At 56.9% G+C, this 18238-nt stretch carries 16 protein-coding genes; 10 read left to right on the top strand and 6 right to left on the bottom strand.

The window, feature by feature from the left end; all coding sequences use genetic code 11:
* Positions 1–21: 21 nt before the first annotated feature.
* The 3 genes from AC3CHX_RS20735 to AC3CHX_RS20745 all read right to left on the bottom strand — a co-directional run bounded on the left by AC3CHX_RS20735 (position 22) and on the right by AC3CHX_RS20745 (position 3681).
* Complete coding sequence (locus AC3CHX_RS20735) at positions 22–1080, bottom strand: DUF2157 domain-containing protein (RefSeq protein WP_488629891.1); 1059 nt, start codon at positions 1078–1080, stop codon at positions 22–24.
* 2 nt (positions 1081–1082) lie between these two features.
* Positions 1083–2978: an MFS transporter gene (locus tag AC3CHX_RS20740; protein ID WP_488629892.1), complete on the bottom strand. Its 1896-nt coding sequence runs from the start codon at positions 2976–2978 to the stop codon at positions 1083–1085.
* Between the two features lie 247 nt (positions 2979–3225).
* Positions 3226–3681: a CBS domain-containing protein gene (locus AC3CHX_RS20745; protein WP_488629893.1), complete on the bottom strand. Its 456-nt coding sequence runs from the start codon at positions 3679–3681 to the stop codon at positions 3226–3228.
* 195 nt (positions 3682–3876) lie between these two features.
* Here AC3CHX_RS20745 and AC3CHX_RS20750 point away from each other — a divergent pair, with 195 nt between their 5' ends.
* The 4 genes from AC3CHX_RS20750 to AC3CHX_RS20765 all read left to right on the top strand — a co-directional run bounded on the left by AC3CHX_RS20750 (position 3877) and on the right by AC3CHX_RS20765 (position 7135).
* Positions 3877–5196, top strand: a complete 1320-nt coding sequence (locus AC3CHX_RS20750; RefSeq protein WP_488629894.1) for an O-acetylhomoserine aminocarboxypropyltransferase — start codon at positions 3877–3879, stop codon at positions 5194–5196.
* Between the two features lies 1 nt (position 5197).
* Positions 5198–6043 (top strand): alpha/beta fold hydrolase, encoded by an 846-nt coding sequence (locus tag AC3CHX_RS20755; RefSeq protein WP_488629895.1) that lies wholly within the window; start codon positions 5198–5200, stop codon positions 6041–6043.
* Between the two features lie 85 nt (positions 6044–6128).
* Positions 6129–6446 (top strand): Mpo1-like protein, encoded by a 318-nt coding sequence (locus tag AC3CHX_RS20760; RefSeq protein WP_488629896.1) that lies wholly within the window; start codon positions 6129–6131, stop codon positions 6444–6446.
* Between the two features lie 233 nt (positions 6447–6679).
* Positions 6680–7135: a DUF3761 domain-containing protein gene (locus AC3CHX_RS20765; RefSeq protein WP_488629897.1), complete on the top strand. Its 456-nt coding sequence runs from the start codon at positions 6680–6682 to the stop codon at positions 7133–7135.
* 158 nt (positions 7136–7293) lie between these two features.
* Here AC3CHX_RS20765 and AC3CHX_RS20770 read toward each other — a convergent pair whose 3' ends face one another.
* Positions 7294–8577: a YihY family inner membrane protein gene (locus AC3CHX_RS20770; protein WP_488629898.1), complete on the bottom strand. Its 1284-nt coding sequence runs from the start codon at positions 8575–8577 to the stop codon at positions 7294–7296.
* A gap of 84 nt (positions 8578–8661) precedes the next feature.
* Here AC3CHX_RS20770 and wrbA point away from each other — a divergent pair, with 84 nt between their 5' ends.
* From wrbA to AC3CHX_RS20795, 5 genes are all read left to right on the top strand, one after another.
* Positions 8662–9294 carry an NAD(P)H:quinone oxidoreductase gene (gene wrbA, locus AC3CHX_RS20775; RefSeq protein ID WP_488629899.1) on the top strand — a complete coding sequence of 211 codons (633 nt, stop codon included), beginning with the start codon at positions 8662–8664 and terminating at the stop codon, positions 9292–9294.
* Positions 9295–9319: 25 nt separating this feature from the next.
* Positions 9320–9754: a DUF2069 domain-containing protein gene (locus AC3CHX_RS20780; protein ID WP_488644885.1), complete on the top strand. Its 435-nt coding sequence runs from the start codon at positions 9320–9322 to the stop codon at positions 9752–9754.
* Positions 9755–9773: 19 nt separating this feature from the next.
* Positions 9774–11198 (top strand): FAD-binding oxidoreductase, encoded by a 1425-nt coding sequence (locus tag AC3CHX_RS20785; protein WP_488629900.1) that lies wholly within the window; start codon positions 9774–9776, stop codon positions 11196–11198.
* A gap of 105 nt (positions 11199–11303) precedes the next feature.
* On the top strand, positions 11304–12872 hold the full coding sequence (locus AC3CHX_RS20790; protein WP_488629901.1) for a DUF1800 domain-containing protein: 1569 nt from the start codon (positions 11304–11306) through the stop codon (positions 12870–12872).
* Between the two features lie 3 nt (positions 12873–12875).
* Positions 12876–14207: a DUF1501 domain-containing protein gene (locus AC3CHX_RS20795; protein WP_488629902.1), complete on the top strand. Its 1332-nt coding sequence runs from the start codon at positions 12876–12878 to the stop codon at positions 14205–14207.
* Between the two features lie 40 nt (positions 14208–14247).
* Here AC3CHX_RS20795 and AC3CHX_RS20800 read toward each other — a convergent pair whose 3' ends face one another.
* Together AC3CHX_RS20800 and AC3CHX_RS20805 are read right to left on the bottom strand one after the other, a co-directional pair.
* Positions 14248–15081, bottom strand: a complete 834-nt coding sequence (locus AC3CHX_RS20800; RefSeq protein WP_488629903.1) for a LytR/AlgR family response regulator transcription factor — start codon at positions 15079–15081, stop codon at positions 14248–14250.
* Between the two features lie 60 nt (positions 15082–15141).
* Positions 15142–16200, bottom strand: coding sequence for a sensor histidine kinase (locus AC3CHX_RS20805; RefSeq protein WP_488629904.1), 1059 nt, complete (start codon positions 16198–16200; stop codon positions 15142–15144).
* A 373-nt stretch (positions 16201–16573) separates the two neighbouring features.
* On the opposite strand from AC3CHX_RS20805, the gene argH reads away from it, so the two are divergent.
* Entirely contained in the window at positions 16574–17968 is a 1395-nt protein-coding gene (argH, locus tag AC3CHX_RS20810; protein WP_488629905.1) for an argininosuccinate lyase, read from the top strand.
* Positions 17969–18238 lie beyond the last annotated feature (270 nt).

The following is an 18238-nucleotide window of genomic DNA, read 5'->3' on the forward strand; positions in this document are numbered from 1 at the left end:
GTCAACTTGCACTCTCACCTCTCATGCGTGCCCCTCATTGCTCCAGCCCCGCTGCAGGCTGCGCAACCAAAGCGCTGCTGCGCTCGACGCACCAACCAGAAACAGTCCGATGGTCATCAAACCGCCGAGCCAGTTATCGCCACGACCGGAAAAAAACAACTCACTCAATAGCCCGGTTCCCAGCGCGATCAGCGCCAGACAGCTGGCTGTCAGCAACAGCAAATCACGGCGCGTAAGATACCGCGCGAAAAAACCGGCCAGCGCAGCCAGCATCGCAACAGAACTTAACCACTGCCATGCTGACCGGTCAGATATGCGATCAAGTGAAAAAATCAGATTCAGGATGCCGAATGACAACACCGCCAACACCAGCAAACCGGCAAACCGGATAAACCAGCGGTATCTATGCAAATTGAGCGCGACGTCAGCTTGCGGATGGCTGCGCTGCAAGATGATTTCAGCAGCGCCCCACACCAGCACGTTCAGCCAGAATAATGACAATGGCAAGCGGGCGCCAATCCCGAGGACGCCGAAGAAGCCCAACGTTACGCGTCCCAGATACAGCACCAATGCCAGATTCAGCAATCCCAGCCACAGACACCAGGCGGCATTCAGGCGCGACACCAGTACCCAAGGAAAAATCAGCACACTCCAGGTCACGAATAATTGGTAAGAGTCGGCGCCGGTTTGGTAGGTCTGGCCAAAATAGGCCAGCAGCGCCCCACACAACAACATCGCCGCCAGCAATGCGGCCTGGCCCTTCAAGGTGTCGACCGTGAAATGCCGGGCCAGCAACGCCGCGGCGATCAATAATCCCTGCAGCAAACTGAATTTGGCCAGCCGCGGCAGCGCTTGCCAGTTAAACGCGAAGAAGAAAATCACACCGACTGCCAGGAACAAGGCGCCGCCAAACAGAAAAACCTTCTCCAGAAAATGCTTCCAATCGCTACCATCCGGCAATTCACCGGACAACTGCAATGCATGCTCCGCAGCCATAGGCGACAGCTGCTTTTGGTGCAGCCAGCCGGTAATCGCCTGACGTGACTGGGTTGCCTGCGCGCCATGCGGAGTTGCCGCCATCGTCACTTCCACTCGCCGCGCAAATCCTGCACCTTCTGTTGCAAGTACTCAGGCGTTGCCTCCGCCGGTGCGACCGACGTGCCCACCGCCAGCTCCAGCACCGACAATGGTCCGCGTCTGAATGAGCGCCCAAAGGGATTGCCTTCGCTACGCGTCCACATGCTGCCCCACAAGCCACGCAAGGCCATCGGAATCACCGGGACCGGAGTGCGCGCGATAATTTTTCCGATCCCTCCGCGGAATTCACTGATATCGCCGTTGCGGGTCAATTTACCTTCCGGGAAAATACAGACCAGGTCACCATCTGCCAGCGCTGCGGCGATTTGGGTAAACGCTTTTTCCATCAATGCCGGATCTTCCTTGGCCGGTGCGATCGGTATCGCTTTGCTGTTTCTGAACAGCCACGCCAGGAAAGGTATCTTGAAAATGCGATGATCCATCACGAATCGAATCGGTCGCGGGCTGGCGGCCATGATCACGACGGCATCGACATAACTGACGTGATTGCACACCAGCACGGCTGCGCCTTCTTCCGGAATCCGGCTGATATCAACGGTACGCACGCGGTGAATGGTGTGTATCAAGATCCAGGCCAGGAAGCGCACCATATATTCCGGCACCACCGAGAAAATGTAGATAGCGACGATGGCGTTGAGGATCGCTGTGACCATGAAAATCTGCGGAATCGTCAGGCCCATCTTCAGCAACACCATCGCCACCAGCGCGGCGACCACCATGAACAACGCGTTCATGATATTCATCCCGGCGATCGTCCGCGACAGATGGGCACGGTCGCAACGGGTCTGGATCACGGCGAACAATGGCACGATATACAGACCGCCGAACAGCCCGATCATCACGCAGTCGAACAGAATCCGGCCGCTGCCGTGCTGCGCCGCAAAGCCAATCAGGTCCACCGTAGCGGTATTGGTATAAGTGCCGCTCGCGAGAAACAGATCGAAACCAAACACCGACAAGCCAATCGCACCGAACGGCACCAGTCCGATTTCCACCTTGCGGCCGGAGAGTCGCTCGCATAGCAACGACCCGGCGCCGACGCCGAGCGAAAACACCGTCAGCAACAATACGAAAACACTATGATCGCCATGCAAATAGTTTTTTGCATATAACGGAAATTGGGCCAGCATGATGGCACCGTAAAACCAGAACCAGGAATTGCCCAGCATCGCGAGAAATACGGGGCGGTTTTGACGCGAGAAGCGCAGGTTGCGCGCAGTTTCGGTGATCGGATTCCAATTGATTTTCAGGTCGGGTTCGGGTGCCGGCGTCAACGGAATCCGGCGACTGAAAAGCCAGCCGACGATAGCAACGGTAATCGTGCCCCCCGCCACCAGCTCGATTCCCCACGGCTTGCGTACCACCAGCACCGCTCCGATGATTTCACCCAGCAGAATACCGACGAAGGTGCCCATCTCGATGACGCCATTGCCGCCGATCAATTCATCTTTATGTAACTGCTGCGGCAAATAGGCGTATTTGACAGGACCGAACAGCGTCGAATGCAAACCCATGCCGACCACCGCCGCAATCAATAGCCACAGGTTATGCGTCATCCAGCCGAGCGCTGCCAGCGACATGATGGCGATTTCCAGCACCTTTACATTGCGCGCGATGCGTGATTTTTCGAATTTGTCGGCGAATTGGCCCGACGTAGCCGAGAACAACACAAACGGCAAAATGAACAGGCCGGGAATCAGGTTGTTCAGGAAGCCAGCATCCATGCTGGTCCAGCTGAGCGCGTCGTAGGTCAGGATCGTCAACAATGCCGTCTTGAAGACATTGTCATTGAAGGCCCCGAAAAACTGCGTCCAGAAAAAGGGAGCGAAGCGGCGCTGGCGCAGCAGGGTGAATTGATTGGGTCGGCTGGATGGGTGCATGAGCGGTGTTTGGTATGAAGGATTTCTACGTTGGCAATTGTACGTCAGGAGCCTGCGCAGAGCAGGTAGAAAGCAATGATGCCCATCAATCCACAACTGTCATTTTGGCAACGACAAACAACCAGAACCTGGTTGCGTGTGCTGATTCAAACATGCCAACGACAGGTACAAAAAAACCGTCGGCAGCGCATTTTTGCCACCAACGGTTCTTTTCGATATTCCGGCGTTGTTACTACGCTACGACGACTCAGTCGTCAGGCGACGCGATATTTTCAGGCCAGTCGCGGATATACGCTTTCAGCATCTTGTTTTCAAAACCCTGGGCATCCAGCACGGCTTTCGCAACATCATAAAACGACATGACGCCGAGCAAGGTTTTGGCATCCATGATCGGGACGTAACGCGCATGGCGTTCCAGCATAATGCGCCGCACTTCGTTGACTTCGGTATCCGGCGTGACCGTGATCGGACTATCGTCCATATGTTTGCGCACGGTGTTGTTGCCTACTGCGCCGCCATTCTGATGGACTGCGTTTAATACTTCACGGAAGGTCAGCATGCCGACCAGCGTACCGAATTCCATCACCACCAGCGAGCCGATGTCTTTTTCGGCCATCGTGTTAGCGGCCTCCAGCAGCGGCGTTTCCGGTGTCACCGTGTAGAGGATGTTGCCTTTGACTTTGAGTATCTCCGAAACTTTCATTGGGTCATCCTGCCTTTGCTTGTTATGCTTGTATCGAGGAGCCTGTCGGACTTAGGAAGCGTCGACAGGCTCCTAGAATGTAACTTAAGCCCGGCGAAAAATCCAGCGCCAGACTACCGCACGCGGAATCCCGCACTAAGAAGTCGTTCCCGGACCAATATTGAACCTCGCAGATCGATAGGAGAAACCGTCCTCATGAGCACTCCCAAACCACCTGGCTTTGATACTTTATCACTCCACGCCGGCGCCGTCCCCGACCCCGCCACCGGCGCCCGCGCGACACCGATTTATCTGAGTTCGGCTTTCGTCTTCAAGGACTCTGACCACGCGGCCTCACTGTTTAATATGGAACGTGCCGGCCACGTCTATTCGCGCATCTCGAATCCGACCAACGCAGTGCTGGAAGAACGCATCGCCGCACTCGAAGGCGGCGTTGCCGGGATTGCGGTGGCCAGCGGTCAGGCCGCGCTACACCTGGGGCTGGCAACGATCGCCGGTGCCGGCTCGCACGTAGTGGCGTCGCGTGCGCTGTATGGCGGCTCGCACAATTTGCTGGCCTACACCATGCAACGCTTCGGCATCCGCACCACCTTCGTCGATCCGCGCGATCTGGATGCCTGGCGCGCTGCAATTGAGCCGAATACCAAAGTGTTATTTGGAGAGACCCTTGGCAACCCCGGCCTCGATGTGCTCGATATTCCGCGCGTTGCAGCGCTGGCGCATGAACACTACCTGCCACTGCTGGTCGATTCGACTTTCACCACTCCTTACCTGCTACGCCCGTTCGATCATGGCGCCGACCTGGTATTTCACTCGGCCACCAAATTTCTCTGCGGCCACGGCACCGCTGTCGGCGGCCTGCTGGTTGATGGCGGCACTTTCGACTGGCAGCAGGCCTACGACAAGAGCGGCCACTTCGCCGAGTTGTGCGCGCCATATGACGGCTTTCACGGCATGGTGTTTTCTGAGGAATCGACCATTGCGCCGTTTGCTTTACGGGCTCGGCGCGAAGGCCTGCGCGACTTTGGCGCGGCGATGAGTCCGCACAATGCTTTCGCCATCTTGCAAGGAGTCGAAACATTGGCCCTGAGAATGGAAAAGCATGTCGCCAATACCCGTAAGGTGGTCGAATTTCTGATGCGCCATGATGCCGTCGAGTCGGTCGCCTACCCGGAACTATCCTCCCATCCGGATCATGCTCTGGCCAACCGCCTGCTGCCCAAAGGCTGCGGCGCGGTGTTCTCCTTCAACCTGAAGGGTGATCGCGCGGCCGGACGTCGCATGGTCGAATCGTTGAAAATATTTTCCCATCTGGCCAACGTCGGCGATGCCAAATCATTGGTCATCCATCCTGCCTCGACTACCCATTTCCGCGTCCCCGGCGAACAACTTGCCGCCTCTGGAATAGGCGAAGGCACCTTACGCTTATCGGTCGGATTGGAAGATGTCGACGATCTGATCGAGGATCTGGCGTATGGCTTGAAAGCGTCACAGCGCACCCAGAAGGGAGCTTGAGATGTTAGTGAATGTTCAGGGGCACGATACCTATTGCTACACCGGCGGCAAACAGTTTGACCCCAGTTTGCCGACCGCGGTGTTTATCCATGGTGCGCAAAACGACCATTCAGTCTGGATTTTGCAAACCCGCTATTTTGCCCATCACGGGTTCAGCGTCCTGGCGGTCGATTTACCCGGACATGGACGCAGCCAAGGTGCGCCCCTGACGACCGTGGAAGCATTGTCGGACTGGCTGCTGGCACTTCTCGACGTTGCGAGTGTCGGCACGGCGCTATTGATCGGCCACAGCATGGGCTCGCTGATTGCACTGGAAAGCGCCGCCCGCACACCCGCCCGCGTCACTATCAGTGGCATCGCGCTGGTCGGCAGCGCCTACCCGATGAAAGTCTCCGACGCGCTGCTGACCGCCGCCAATCATGAACCGCCTGCGGCCATCGCGATGGTCAACAAATGGTCGCATTCAAGTTTCGTTCAGAAACCGTCCAGCCCCGGCCCCGGTTTTTACGTTCTGGGCGGCAGCCAACGCTTGATGGAGCGTATCGCGCAACTGGATCAGCGCAATCCCGCCAGGGCGGCAAACACCGTTTTTCACACCGATTTCGCCGCTTGCAACACCTATCAAAACGGCGATGCCGCGGCGCGGGCCATCCGTTGTCCGACCCTGTTCCTGCTGGGAAAACGCGACGCCATGACACCGCCAAAAGCTGCCGGCGCCTTACGCAACGCGATCCCTCAAGCGCAAGTGGCACTCATCGATAGCGGCCATGCGCTGATGGCGGAGCAACCCGATGCAGTTTTGGATCAGTTGTTCAGGTTTGCGAGCGGAATTACCAAGGTGGAGTAGGATCGAATTTGCCGGCGCCCATAACCGAGCCGAGAAGCGAACTGCGTCCACAGCACAACAACAGACGCTCTGAATGGAGACCTCGATGCCTACCGCACCTGAAAAAAAGCACGCATCTTTTGCCGAGTTCTATCCGACTTACCTGAGCCAGCACAGTAACCGCATCTGTCGCCGCATGCACTTTATCGGGTCGACGCTGGCACTCCTATCGCTGGTGACACTGGTATTGACCGGCAATCCGTGGTGGCTGCTGACGGCCCTGCTTTGCGGTTACGGCTTTGCCTGGGTTGGTCATTTTGTCTTTGAGAAGAACCGGCCGGCGACCTTCAGGCAACCGCTGTATTCGTTGATGGGCGACTGGGTGATGTATAGCCAGATGCTCGCCGGAAAAATTACCTTTTAAAATAAATAAGTCTAGCGCCAAAGGCCGCGAAAGTCGTTTCAGTCCCGAATCGAAATAAATATATGCTTTTTTTGTATTTACGGTCCTCCAAACTGAGTCGATATCCGTTATGGACTGTGGCGGGCGCTGTTTCCTGCAATCCGCAAGGATCGACCGTATCGTCCGCAAGTAAGACTGTTAGCAACAGGCAATATTATTTTGATTGACATCCCAACAACTTCTGGAGAAATACGATGAAAATTTCACTAGCGATGATCGCCTTGACCGCAGGATTGGCAATCTCAGCCAGCGGATTCGCCCAAACCGCTGCCCCGGCCGCAGCGCCAGCCGGCTCAACCGGGCTTTGCAAGGACGGCTCTTATTTTTCCGGGGATACAAAAAAAGGCGCTTGCTCCAAGCATGGCGGCGTGAAAGACTGGTACGGTAAAGCCGCCGCGCCAGCCGCGGCCGCTCCAGCAGCAGCGCCAGCCTCACCAATGAAAAACACTGCCAAAAGCACTGCCGAAACCCCTGCCATGGCACCGGCCGCAGGCGGCGGCCCGGGCAAAGTCTGGGTTAACACCAGCTCAAAGACTTATCACTGCAACGGTTCCAAGTGGTATGGCACAACCAAGAAAGGCGAATACATGACGGAAGCGGCAGCCAAAGCGGCTGGCGATCATCCTGATCATGGCAAGGCCTGCTCTTAAGTTGATCAGGCAATCAATCTGGCTGAGGACTCCGGTATCCAGCTGATTTGATATTGGTAGCGGCAGAAGGTATTAAAAAGCGCCCCGATTGCTCAAACTCGGGGCGCTTTTAGTTTAAAAATGCTTGCCGCTGTCAACCCAAACCCAGCAGCGGCGCGTCAATTTACGGGTGGCAATGCCTGTTCAAAATAACTCGCCAGCGACTGCGCCAGTCCCAACTCGATCGCCGCTTCAACCTGCTTCGCCAGCGGCGGCGCATTGCCTGCATTGGCGGCCGTATTGAAGACGAACAGGCGATAAATTTCTGCCAATTTCAAACGTTCAGGATTGACCAGCAAGGTCCACCGATCCATGTTGGCCAATGCATGACGGTTCCAGCGCAATCGTTTCGGCAATTCGACGCTGATGCGGCCAACCCAGCCCGCGTCCAGCATTTGTTGCAGTAAATTTTCCGACTCGTCAAACCCGAGTCGGGTGGCGTGCCGAATCTGGGTCGCGTTAACTGCGGACGAAGCGGCAGCGATTCTGGCCTGGTGCAAGACCCGCAAAACCGCCATCGCATCGACGAACGCACTGCCGGGTGTCGGCACATGCCACCAGCGCTCATATTTAATTACCGGAAGTGCCGCCGCCACCAGCGCGCCGACCAGCGTGATCATCCACAACATGTAAATCCACAGCAGAAAAATCGGTAGTGCCGCCAACGCCCCGTAAATCACCGTATAAGTCGGGAACTTGATCACATACGCAGCAAAAAATCGTTTGGCGACTTCAAATGCAATACCCGCCAGCAAACCGCCCCACACTGCATCGCGCCAATCTACCAGTCGATTTGGCACTGACACATATAACAATGTGAATGCCGCAGTGGCCAGGGAAATCGACACCACGGTGTAAAACCAGGTCCCCAGCCAGCTTGTCACCAGCCCATTGGTAGCATCCATCAGATACGACGTGACCGTAATCGAAATGCCGATCAGCAAGGGCCCCAGCGTCACCAGCGCCCAATACACCAGGATCCGCTGAAGCAATGGCCGCTGGGTTTTAACATGCCAGATGCTGTTGAAGACCTGGTCAACGGTTGACATGGTCAAGCCGGTCGTGACGATCAGCGCGACGCCGCCGACCGCCGACAACCTGGCTGACTTGCTGGCGAACTGATTCAAATTATCGAGAATGGTGTTGGCAATCCCTCTCGGCATCAGGTTATGCACGAAATAGGCTTCAAGCGCAGCGCGGAAAGTACTGAACAGCGGAAACGCGGTAAAGATCGCCAGCGCGATGGTCAGCATCGGCACCAGCGCCAGAATGGTCGTAAACGTCAGGCTGCCGGCCACTTGCGGCAGGTGTTCTTCGCTTAGTCGGCGTCCGGCAAAGCGAAACAAGTCGCGCAGTTCAGTCCGCGACAGACCGCGCAGCCCGGAAAATTTAAATGAAAACATGTTTTTATTTTGTCCTTTACAGCATAGCGGCAGGCACTATAACGCAGCGTAAAGTGGTGGAAAAGCGCCCTATAATAACAACCTATGAACCTATCCAACACATCACACAGCAGCAACCGCAAAATCGCGATCCTGGTTTTGTATTACTCGCGCCATGGTTCGACCCGAAAACTTGCCGAATTGATCGCGCAAGGGATCGACGCCATTCCCGGCTGCGAAGCGCGCTTGCGCACGGTACCGGCAGTTTCTGCCGTCACTGAAGCCACCGAACCGGATATCCCGGCAGAAGGCGCACCGTACGTCGAATTGCAGGATCTGGAACAGTGCGCCGGGCTGGCGCTGGGCTCGCCAACCCGCTTCGGCAATATGGCATCGGCGCTGAAGTATTTCTGGGATGGCACCAGCACGCAATGGCTGGGGGGCACGCTCGCCGGCAAACCGGCCTGCGTGTTCACCTCCACCGGCAGTCTGCATGGCGGCCAGGAATCGACGCTGATGTCGATGATGACGCCGTTGCTGCATCACGGCATGCTGGTGATGGGCTTGCCGTACACACTACCGGAACTGATGACCACCAGCAGCGGCGGCACGCCGTACGGCGCAAGTCACTGGTCGGGCATGAACGGCAACCATCCGATCTCGGCCGAGAGCCGTATTCTGGCAATCGCGCAAGGCAAACGCCTGGCCGAAACCGCACGCAAACTACAAGGGGCATGACATGAAGAAAGACGTGGGAAACGACATGCGCCCGCATTCAACCGAATTCGAAACCAAGACGCCAACACAGGTGCGGCCGCCACGCTGGTTCTACTTTGGTGCTGTCGGCAGTTTGCTGGCACTCATCGCACTGTGCGTCGCCTGGGAATTATTCCTGGCGCCTTTGCGCCCCGGCGGCTCCTGGATGGTGTTGAAAGTATTGCCACTGTTGCTGCCGTTGCGCGGCATCCTGAAACGCGACCTCTATACGCTGCAATGGTCGTCCATGCTGATACTGGTGTATCTCGCCGAAGGCCTCGTGCGTGCCACCAGCGACAGCAATCACCTGTCGGCAATGCTGGGGTGGATTGAAGTAGCGTTGACATGTCTCTTCTTTATCTGCTCGATCATGTATTTGCGGCCATATAAAAAAGCGGCGAAGGCGGCGGCCAAGGCAGCCATTGAAAAAGCTTCCCGTTAAAATAACTTAATCTCCTGCAATGACTATCCAGAATGACTTTCTAAACGCCTGCAATCACGCTATCGGCAGCGCCAACGTTCTGACGCATGCAGCTGACAAGGCGTCTTATCTGACCGACCAGCGCCAACGCTTCACCGGCCAGGCCATCGCCGTGGTAAAGCCCGGCAGCACCGCAGAGGTTGCCGCCATTGTTCGGCTATGCAATCAGTTCAAGGTACCGCTGGTTCCCCAGGGCGGCAACACCGGCCTCGTGCTGGGCAGCGTGCCGGACAGCAGCGGCAACGCGATTGTGTTATCGCTGGGTCGCCTCAAGCAGATTCGCGCGGTTGATCCGGTCAACCATACGATTACCGTCGAAGCCGGCTGCATCCTGCAACACGTACAGGAAGCCGCCGCCGCGGTTGACCGTTTGCTGCCGCTCTCGTTAGCCGCGGAAGGTAGTTGCACCATCGGCGGCAACCTGGCAACCAACGCCGGCGGCACAGCGGTTCTGCGCTACGGCAACACGCGCGAGTTGTGCCTCGGATTGGAAGTGGTCACCGCGCAGGGCGACATCATGCAAGGGCTGCGCGGCTTGCGCAAAGACAACACCGGCTACGATTTACGCGACCTGTACATCGGTGCCGAAGGCACGCTGGGCGTCATCACCGCGGCGGTATTAAAAATATTTCCACTGCCGAAAGCGCAATTAACCGCGCTGGTCGCGTTGCAGACGCCGCACGATGCGCTGCGTCTGCTGACGCTGGCGCAGGGCTGCTGCGGTGCCGCGCTGACCGGTTTTGAACTGATGTCGGACCTGTGCCTGCAACTGGTCGCCAGGCATATGCCGCAGCTGACGTTTCCATTTTCCGAGCATTCTCCGCAATACGTGTTACTGGAACTTTCCGACAGCGAATCGGAAACCCACGCCAGCGGCATGCTGGAAGCGCTGCTAGCCGACGCTCTGACATTGAACATCTGCCAGGATGCAGTTCTGGCGACCTCTGCGGCGCAATCAAAAGCACTCTGGCAGTTGCGTGAAAGCATCTCGTCGGCACAGGCCATGGAAGGCAAGAACATCAAGCACGACGTTGCGCTACCGATTTCACGCATAGCCGACTTTATCACTGCCACCGATGCATTGCTGCAGCAACACTTCCCCGGTTGCCGCAACGTGACTTTTGGCCATCTGGGCGATGGCAATTTGCACTACAACGTATCGCCGCGCGTCGGTCAGTCCGCCGAAGAACTGCTTGCGCAACAGGCAAACATCAATCTGGTGGTACATGACAGCGTTCATCAATTCGGCGGCTCCATCTCCGCCGAACATGGGATTGGCACGCTGAAGCGGGAAGAATTATTGCGCTACAAATCAGCAGTCGAAATCAACCTGATGAAGACCATCAAACAAGCGTTGGACCCACTCAATTTGATGAATCCTGGAAAAATCATTTCATTTAACTAGGACTTACATTCCGTTACACAGATGCTGTCCACCTGAAAACGACCCGCACGTTAAACTCTGACGACCAAGTCGCAACGAGATGCTTAACCACCCACGCGGAATAAGATGTCAACCACACAAAAATCTCGCCTGAAGCCGCGACTGCTTGCGAGATTATTTTTGTGCGGCGCAGCAGCACTGAACCTGCTCAATCCGCTCGGCGCGCTTGCGGCACCGCCACTACCGCTGACGGATAGCGAAAAAGCGCTGCACGTACTTAACCGATTGGCTTATGGCCCGCGTCCGGGCGATGTTGAAGCGGTGCAAAAACTCGGCATCAAACGCTACATTGACCAGCAACTCAACCCCGACCGCATTGCGCTACCGCAACCGTTAATCGCGCAGCTTGCCAGCTTGCCGAGTTATCAACTAACAACCACCCAGCTGTATCAGCAATACGGCCCTCCTTCTTTCCCGCCGAATAGCGCGACACCGGAAGAAAAAAATCTGGCGCGCCAGCGTGCCAACAAGGAAATCACGCCGCAAGTACATCAGGCACGGTTATGGCAAGCCACCGAAAGCCCGCGCCAGTTGCAGGAAGTGATGACGGAATTCTGGTTCAATCACTTCAATGTTTTCGAAGGCAAGGAGTGGGTCCGTTACTGGAGTGGCGAATATGAAAAAAATGTTCTGCGTCCGAATGCACTCGGCAACTTCCGCCAGCTATTGGGAGCGGTCGCGCATCATCCGGCCATGCTGTATTACCTCGACAACTGGCTAAGCAGCGGCGTCAATACAGCGGAGGCCAAAGGCCGCTTCAAAGGATTGAACGAAAATTACGGACGTGAATTGCTCGAACTGCATACGCTGGGCGTGAATGGCGGCTATACCCAGGCTGACGTGATTGCGCTGGCGCGGATTCTGAGCGGCTGGACGATCAACGTGAAAGACATGAAGGACGGCGCCGATGGCGAGCAGCCGGCCTTCATTTTCAATCCGCGCCGCCATGATACCGGCGACAAGATATTTCTCGGCCAGAGCATCAAGGGCATCGCCGGGCCGGCGGGAGAGCAGGAAGGCGAACAGGCGCTCGACATCCTCGCCCGGCAACCCGCCACGGCACGCTTTGTATCAACCAAACTGGTGCAATATTTTGTCAGCGACAAACCCGATCCGCTGCTGGTCGAGAAACTGGCACAGCGTTTTTTAAGCAGCAACGGTGACATCAAGGCCGTGCTGCACACGCTATTCGACAGCCCGCAATTCTGGTCGCGCGCCAATTATCAAACGCAGTTCAAGACGCCGTATCAGTTCGTGGTGTCGGCATTGCGCGCCAGTGACATGGCGGTCGTCAATATCAACCCCGTCAATAATGTGCTGAGCCAACTGGGCCAGCCTTTGTATGGCTGGCTGACGCCGGAAGGTTATAAATTTTCGGAGGAAGCCTGGCTGAATCCGGATGCGTTACTGCGCCGAATCAATTTCGTCAGCAGCTTAAGCAACGGAAAATCGCCGATTGCTCTGAATCCCCCGCCAGCTGCCGCGCCCGCCAATACCGTGCCATTAGATCCGCAACAGCTGATAAATACACTGTCGCCGATGCTGGATCCACGCAGCATCGACGCGATCAGCGCTGCCCCCTCCAACCTGCAAGCCGGCATGATTCTGGGCAGCCCGGACTTTATGAAGAGGTAAGCCATGAACCGTCGCGATTTTATCCGCAACATTAGTCATCTTGGCCTCGCCGGCAGCGGTGCGATATTGATTCCGGTGGGACTTTCCGGTTGTGTGGTGGCGCCCCACCCCAACCCAGCCGAGCGGACAACTGGTATCAAAACAGATGCGCCGCTGGCCTACGGCACACCCCTCAAACGTGCGCGTCTCGCCGGCGATGGCACCCCGCGCATGATCGTGGTTTTTCTGCGCGGCGCAGTGGATGGCTTGAATGTCGTCGTGCCGCATGGCGACCGGCACTATTATCAGGCGCGTCCGAGCATCGCCGTGGCGCGCCCGGGTTCTGGCAACGGAGCGATTGATCTGACCGGGTACTTCGGCCTGCATCCGGCATTGCAAGCACTGAAAGCCTATTGGGACAGCGGCCAGCTGGCCTTCATCCATGCATCCGGCTCGCCCGACATGTCACGCTCGCATTTTGAAGCGCAGGATTACATGGAAACCGGCACGCCCGGTCAGCACAACACACAGGATGGATGGATGAATCGCTTGTTGGGAACCATGCCGCCCACTCCAGCGCCGATGCAGGCACTGACGCTAGGCGAAGCGCTGCCACGCATCCTGACCGGCGCAGCGGTAGTCGCCAACATGCCAACCGGACGCGGCGCCACCCGGCCGACGCAGATCGACAAGCCGGATGTCAGCCATGCCTTCAACACGCTATATCAACAAGATCCTGTCCTGGGCAAAGTTTTTCGGGACGGCCTGGCAGCGCGCAAGGAAATCCTGACGGACCTGGGCAGTTCGGAACAAACCGCGGCCAACAATGGCGCTCCGCTACCCAACGGGCTATCGATCGATACCACAAGACTAGGCCGCTTAATGCGCAGCAACCCGGCGCTCCGGCTCGGCTTTGTTGCCGTCGGCGGCTGGGATACCCACACCAATCAAGGCAATGGCAGCGGTCAGTTGGCAAACCGCCTGCGCCCACTGGCAGACGGCCTGACCACGCTGGCAAAGGAGTTGGGCCCTGCATTCAACGACACCGTCATCGTCGTCATGTCAGAATTCGGCCGGACCTTCCGCGAAAACGGCAACGGCGGCACCGACCACGGTCACGGCAATGCAATGTGGCTGCTAGGCGGCAACATCCGCGGCCGCACCATCTACGGCAACTGGCCCGGGATAGACGACAAGTCCCTCAACGAAGGCCGCGACCTGGCCATCACCACCGACTTCCGCACAGTGCTGGCAACGCTGGCGGAAAAACACCTGCGCATCGGCGACGACGCGCTGCAACGGGTGTTTCCGCAATTTGCCGGGACCGCAAATCACCAGTTGCGTTTTTTGGTGTAAACGCCGCGTCCCCAACGGGCGGGCCGGGAAAAATTTCCACTCACCGCAGCAGCCCCCGAATCACCCCCCACTGGCGCCGGGAAATCGGCAAGCGCTGATCCACATCCCGTAAAATAACCTGCCAGGTATCCTGTAACGCAGGCGCCAGCTTCCTTCCCTCGCCATCGACCGCCTGCACCCCACGCTCAACCCCGACAATCGCATGCCGCGCCACCAACGTATTCCGATGCACCCGCACGAAGTAGTCAGCCAACTCTTCCTCAATGGAAATCAACGAATCTTCAATCAGGTACTCCCTGGCTTTAGTCCGCAAGGCCACATACTTCAATTCCGCTTTCAGAAACAGCACTTCACCCACCGGCACCAACAACACCCGCCCCCGCTCCTGCACCGAAAAATGCGCACGCGCCAAAGGCAGCTGCGGTGCAGCGCCATCAGCCAGCGGCCTTTGCGTACTCGTTTGCGCACGCAAATGCGCAGCCCTGGCAATCGCCTCCTGCAGCCGCTCGGCACGTACCGGCTTCAATAAATAATCAAACGCATGTACGTCAAACGCATTCACTGCGTAGTGATCGTAAGCCGTCACGAAAATAATAATGGGCAACTCAAGCGGCGCATGCAAAGCCGCGTCAGCACCCTTGGCATACACCTGCATCAAGCGCTCAGCCAGCTGCAAGCCGGTGATTTCCGGCATTTGCACATCCATCAGCACCACGTCCGGCAGCGTCGCCGCAATACCCTCCAGCGCGGCTTGCGCATGCCCCGCCTCGCCGACCAGAGAATGCGGACACTCTCCAGCGATGTCGGATAACAACATGCGCAATCTGGCGCGCGCAGGCGCTTCGTCATCAACAATAAATATACGGGGAATCATGGCAAACGCGGCTAGTGCTCGTTAATCGGGACAACGTTGATCGCTTCTTCGGTCACTTCTTTAACTAGTCGGATGCGCTTTAACGTATGGATAACGCACGCGCACCTCAAACTGATCATCCACCACGGCCGTCGTCAATTGCGCCTCGACGTCGTACAGCAACTCCAGCCGTTCACGAATATTATTCAGCGCCATCTGATTGCCGTCGGACAGCGTCAGCCCGGTCTGCGCGTGATACGGATTGATGATGACGATCTCAATGCGGTCCAGCGTACGCTTCAGTTGAATCCGTATCAGCGCCGGAACTGCGCTTGGTTCGACCCCGTAATGCACCGCATTTTCCAGGAGCGGCTGTAATAACAGCGTCGGAATTTGCGCCCGATACACGACTTCATCGCTGATGCCATCACGCTCCCACTGCACCTTCAAACGGTCGCCGAGACGGATTTTCTCGATGGACAAATATTGGCGGCACAAGCGTATTTCCTTTTCCAGCGTGGTCATTGCACGGGCATCGCGCATCAACACGCGAATCAAATCCGCCAGGTCTTCCAGTGCGGTTTCCGCCCGCCGCGGCTCAGTGCGGATAAGCGACAACACCGCATTCAAACTATTGAACAGGAAATGCGGCCGTATCCGCGCCTGCAAGGCCTGCAATCTGGCCTCCACCAGCACCGGCGAAAAAGCCCGCCCCCGCAATTCGAAATAATGCTGCAGGGCGACGCCGAATAACGCTGCAATCAGCATTGCACGGACGGTCGACAGGTCAGTAAAGCTATCCAGGAACAAGTAGCGCGACAACAGGCGGATCACAGCGCCAGTCATTGCGGCTGGCACCATGGCGCACAGCAGGCGTTGTCCCCAGAAAGGAATCCGGGACCCGACCCGATGCACCCCGCACAGCAAAAACAAGGACAAAAAACAGGGTAGTTCGACCAGCATCGATGATTCGACAAACTGCATCAGCACCGTAGCCAGGCCATCGGCACGCAGCAAAGTCGTCGCCAGCAGCGCCAGATTGACGGCGATCAAGGTCCGGAATACGACGCCCAGATTGCAGCAATCGGGAATCACAATCTGCCCGGAGGGGCGGGTACTCGGCGGTGGCGAAGATAACATGTTGAATGGTCGAGCTACGGTCGGATGTTGATGACTCAATGACAACTTACTTAACAACTAAATATAAGGCTAATAACAAAAATTATACGAAAGCAACGCGTTAGGAGCCTGTCGGACTTAGGAAGAATCGGCTGCAAAAGCGCCTGAGCGGTCCATATTTCACTGATTTTTTGGTCAATAGTCCCGCTATTGACCAAAAAATCAGCAAAATCTGTCCACGCTCAGCCACTTTTTCGCTTCGATTCCCTAAGTCCGACAGACTCCTGTGAAGTCCAATGCAGGTCCGAACGCAGGCTTGTTTTATAATCGTGCGTTGATTAAAGCCCTCTTCCTGACTGATTACCCACATTTCTCACCGAATTTACCCGATACCATGACAGAACAATTCTCTAAAAAGGCCGAAGCCTGGTCAGCACGCTTTTCCGAACCGGTCTCCGACCTGGTCAAACGTTACACTGCATCGGTATTTTTCGACAAGCGTTTAGCAGAGGTCGACATCCAGGGTTCGCTGGCCCACGCCGACATGCTGGCCCACCAGAAAATTATCAGCGCAGAGGATTATGCCGCGATTCAAAAGGGCATGACACAAATTCAAGATGAAATTTCTGCCGGCAAGTTCGAATGGCTGCTGGATCTGGAAGACGTCCATCTGAATATCGAAAAACGCCTGACCGAGCTGGTCGGCGATGCCGGTAAGCGTTTGCACACCGGCCGCTCCCGCAACGACCAGGTGGCGACAGATATTCGCCTGTATTTGCGCGGAGCCATCGACGACATCAGCGGCTTGCTGCGCGCACTGCGCCTGTCGTTGCTGGAACTGGCGGAACAACACGCCGACACCATTTTGCCCGGCTTCACGCACATGCAAGTGGCGCAACCGATCACCTTCGGCCACCACGTCCTGGCCTACGTCGAAATGTTCGGCCGCGATGCCGAACGCATGCAGGATTGCCGCAAACGCGTCAACCGCCTGCCGCTCGGCGCTGCCGCCCTGGCGGGCACCACGTTCCCGATCGATCGTCAGCGGGTCGCCGCCACCCTGGGCTTTGACGACGTTTGCCGCAATTCGCTGGACGCGGTATCGGACCGCGACTTCGCCATTGAATTCTGCGCGGCCGCGGCACTGGTCATGACCCATATCTCGCGCATGTCGGAAGAACTGGTGATCTGGATGAGCCCACGGGTTGGCTTCATCGACATCGCCGACCGCTTCTGTACCGGCTCGTCGATCATGCCGCAAAAGAAGAACCCGGACGTTCCGGAACTGGCCCGCGGCAAGACCGGCCGCGTCAACGGCCACCTGATCGCCTTGCTGACCTTGATGAAGGGTCAGCCGCTGGCCTACAACAAAGACAATCAGGAAGACAAGGAGCCGTTGTTCGATACCGTCGATACCCTGACCGACACCCTGCGCATCTTCGCCGACATGGCCGGCGGGATTACCGTCAAGCCGGAAGCGATGCGCGCCGCCGCGCTGCAGGGTTACGCCACAGCGACCGACCTGGCCGATTACCTGGTCAAAAAAGGCCTGCCGTTCCGTGATGCGCACGAAGCAGTGGCTTTGGCAGTCCGTCATTGCGTGGATCAAGGCTGCGATCTGAGCGACTTGTCGCTGGAACAACTACAAGCCTTCTCCAAGTTGATTCAGGCCGACGTGTTTGAAGTGCTGACCCTCGAAGGTTCAGTCGCGGCACGGGATCATATCGGCGGCACTGCGCCGCGCCAGGTGCGCATGGCGATTGCGCATTTGCGCGCGCAATTGGGCTAAGCATTTGTAGATTGCCGGTTTTTCAAGAAAAAAGCGTGCCCCTGACCCGGGTACGCTTTTTTATTGTCATACGAATATTCCGGTGTCATGAATTTTACGAAAGTCCTTTATACTTCTTGCACAGTTGATACGCCCAGGCATCACAACCCAAACAAAAACGCTAGCGATGCCGACCAAATGATGCCATCCCTGACTTACTGTTTAGCCAACTTTCGTTAAACCCTAGCCACTGGCATTATGTTGCGCGTCGTCGCTGCAAAGATTACCTGC

It is taken from the genome of Glaciimonas sp. OK215, assembly GCF_057787885.1.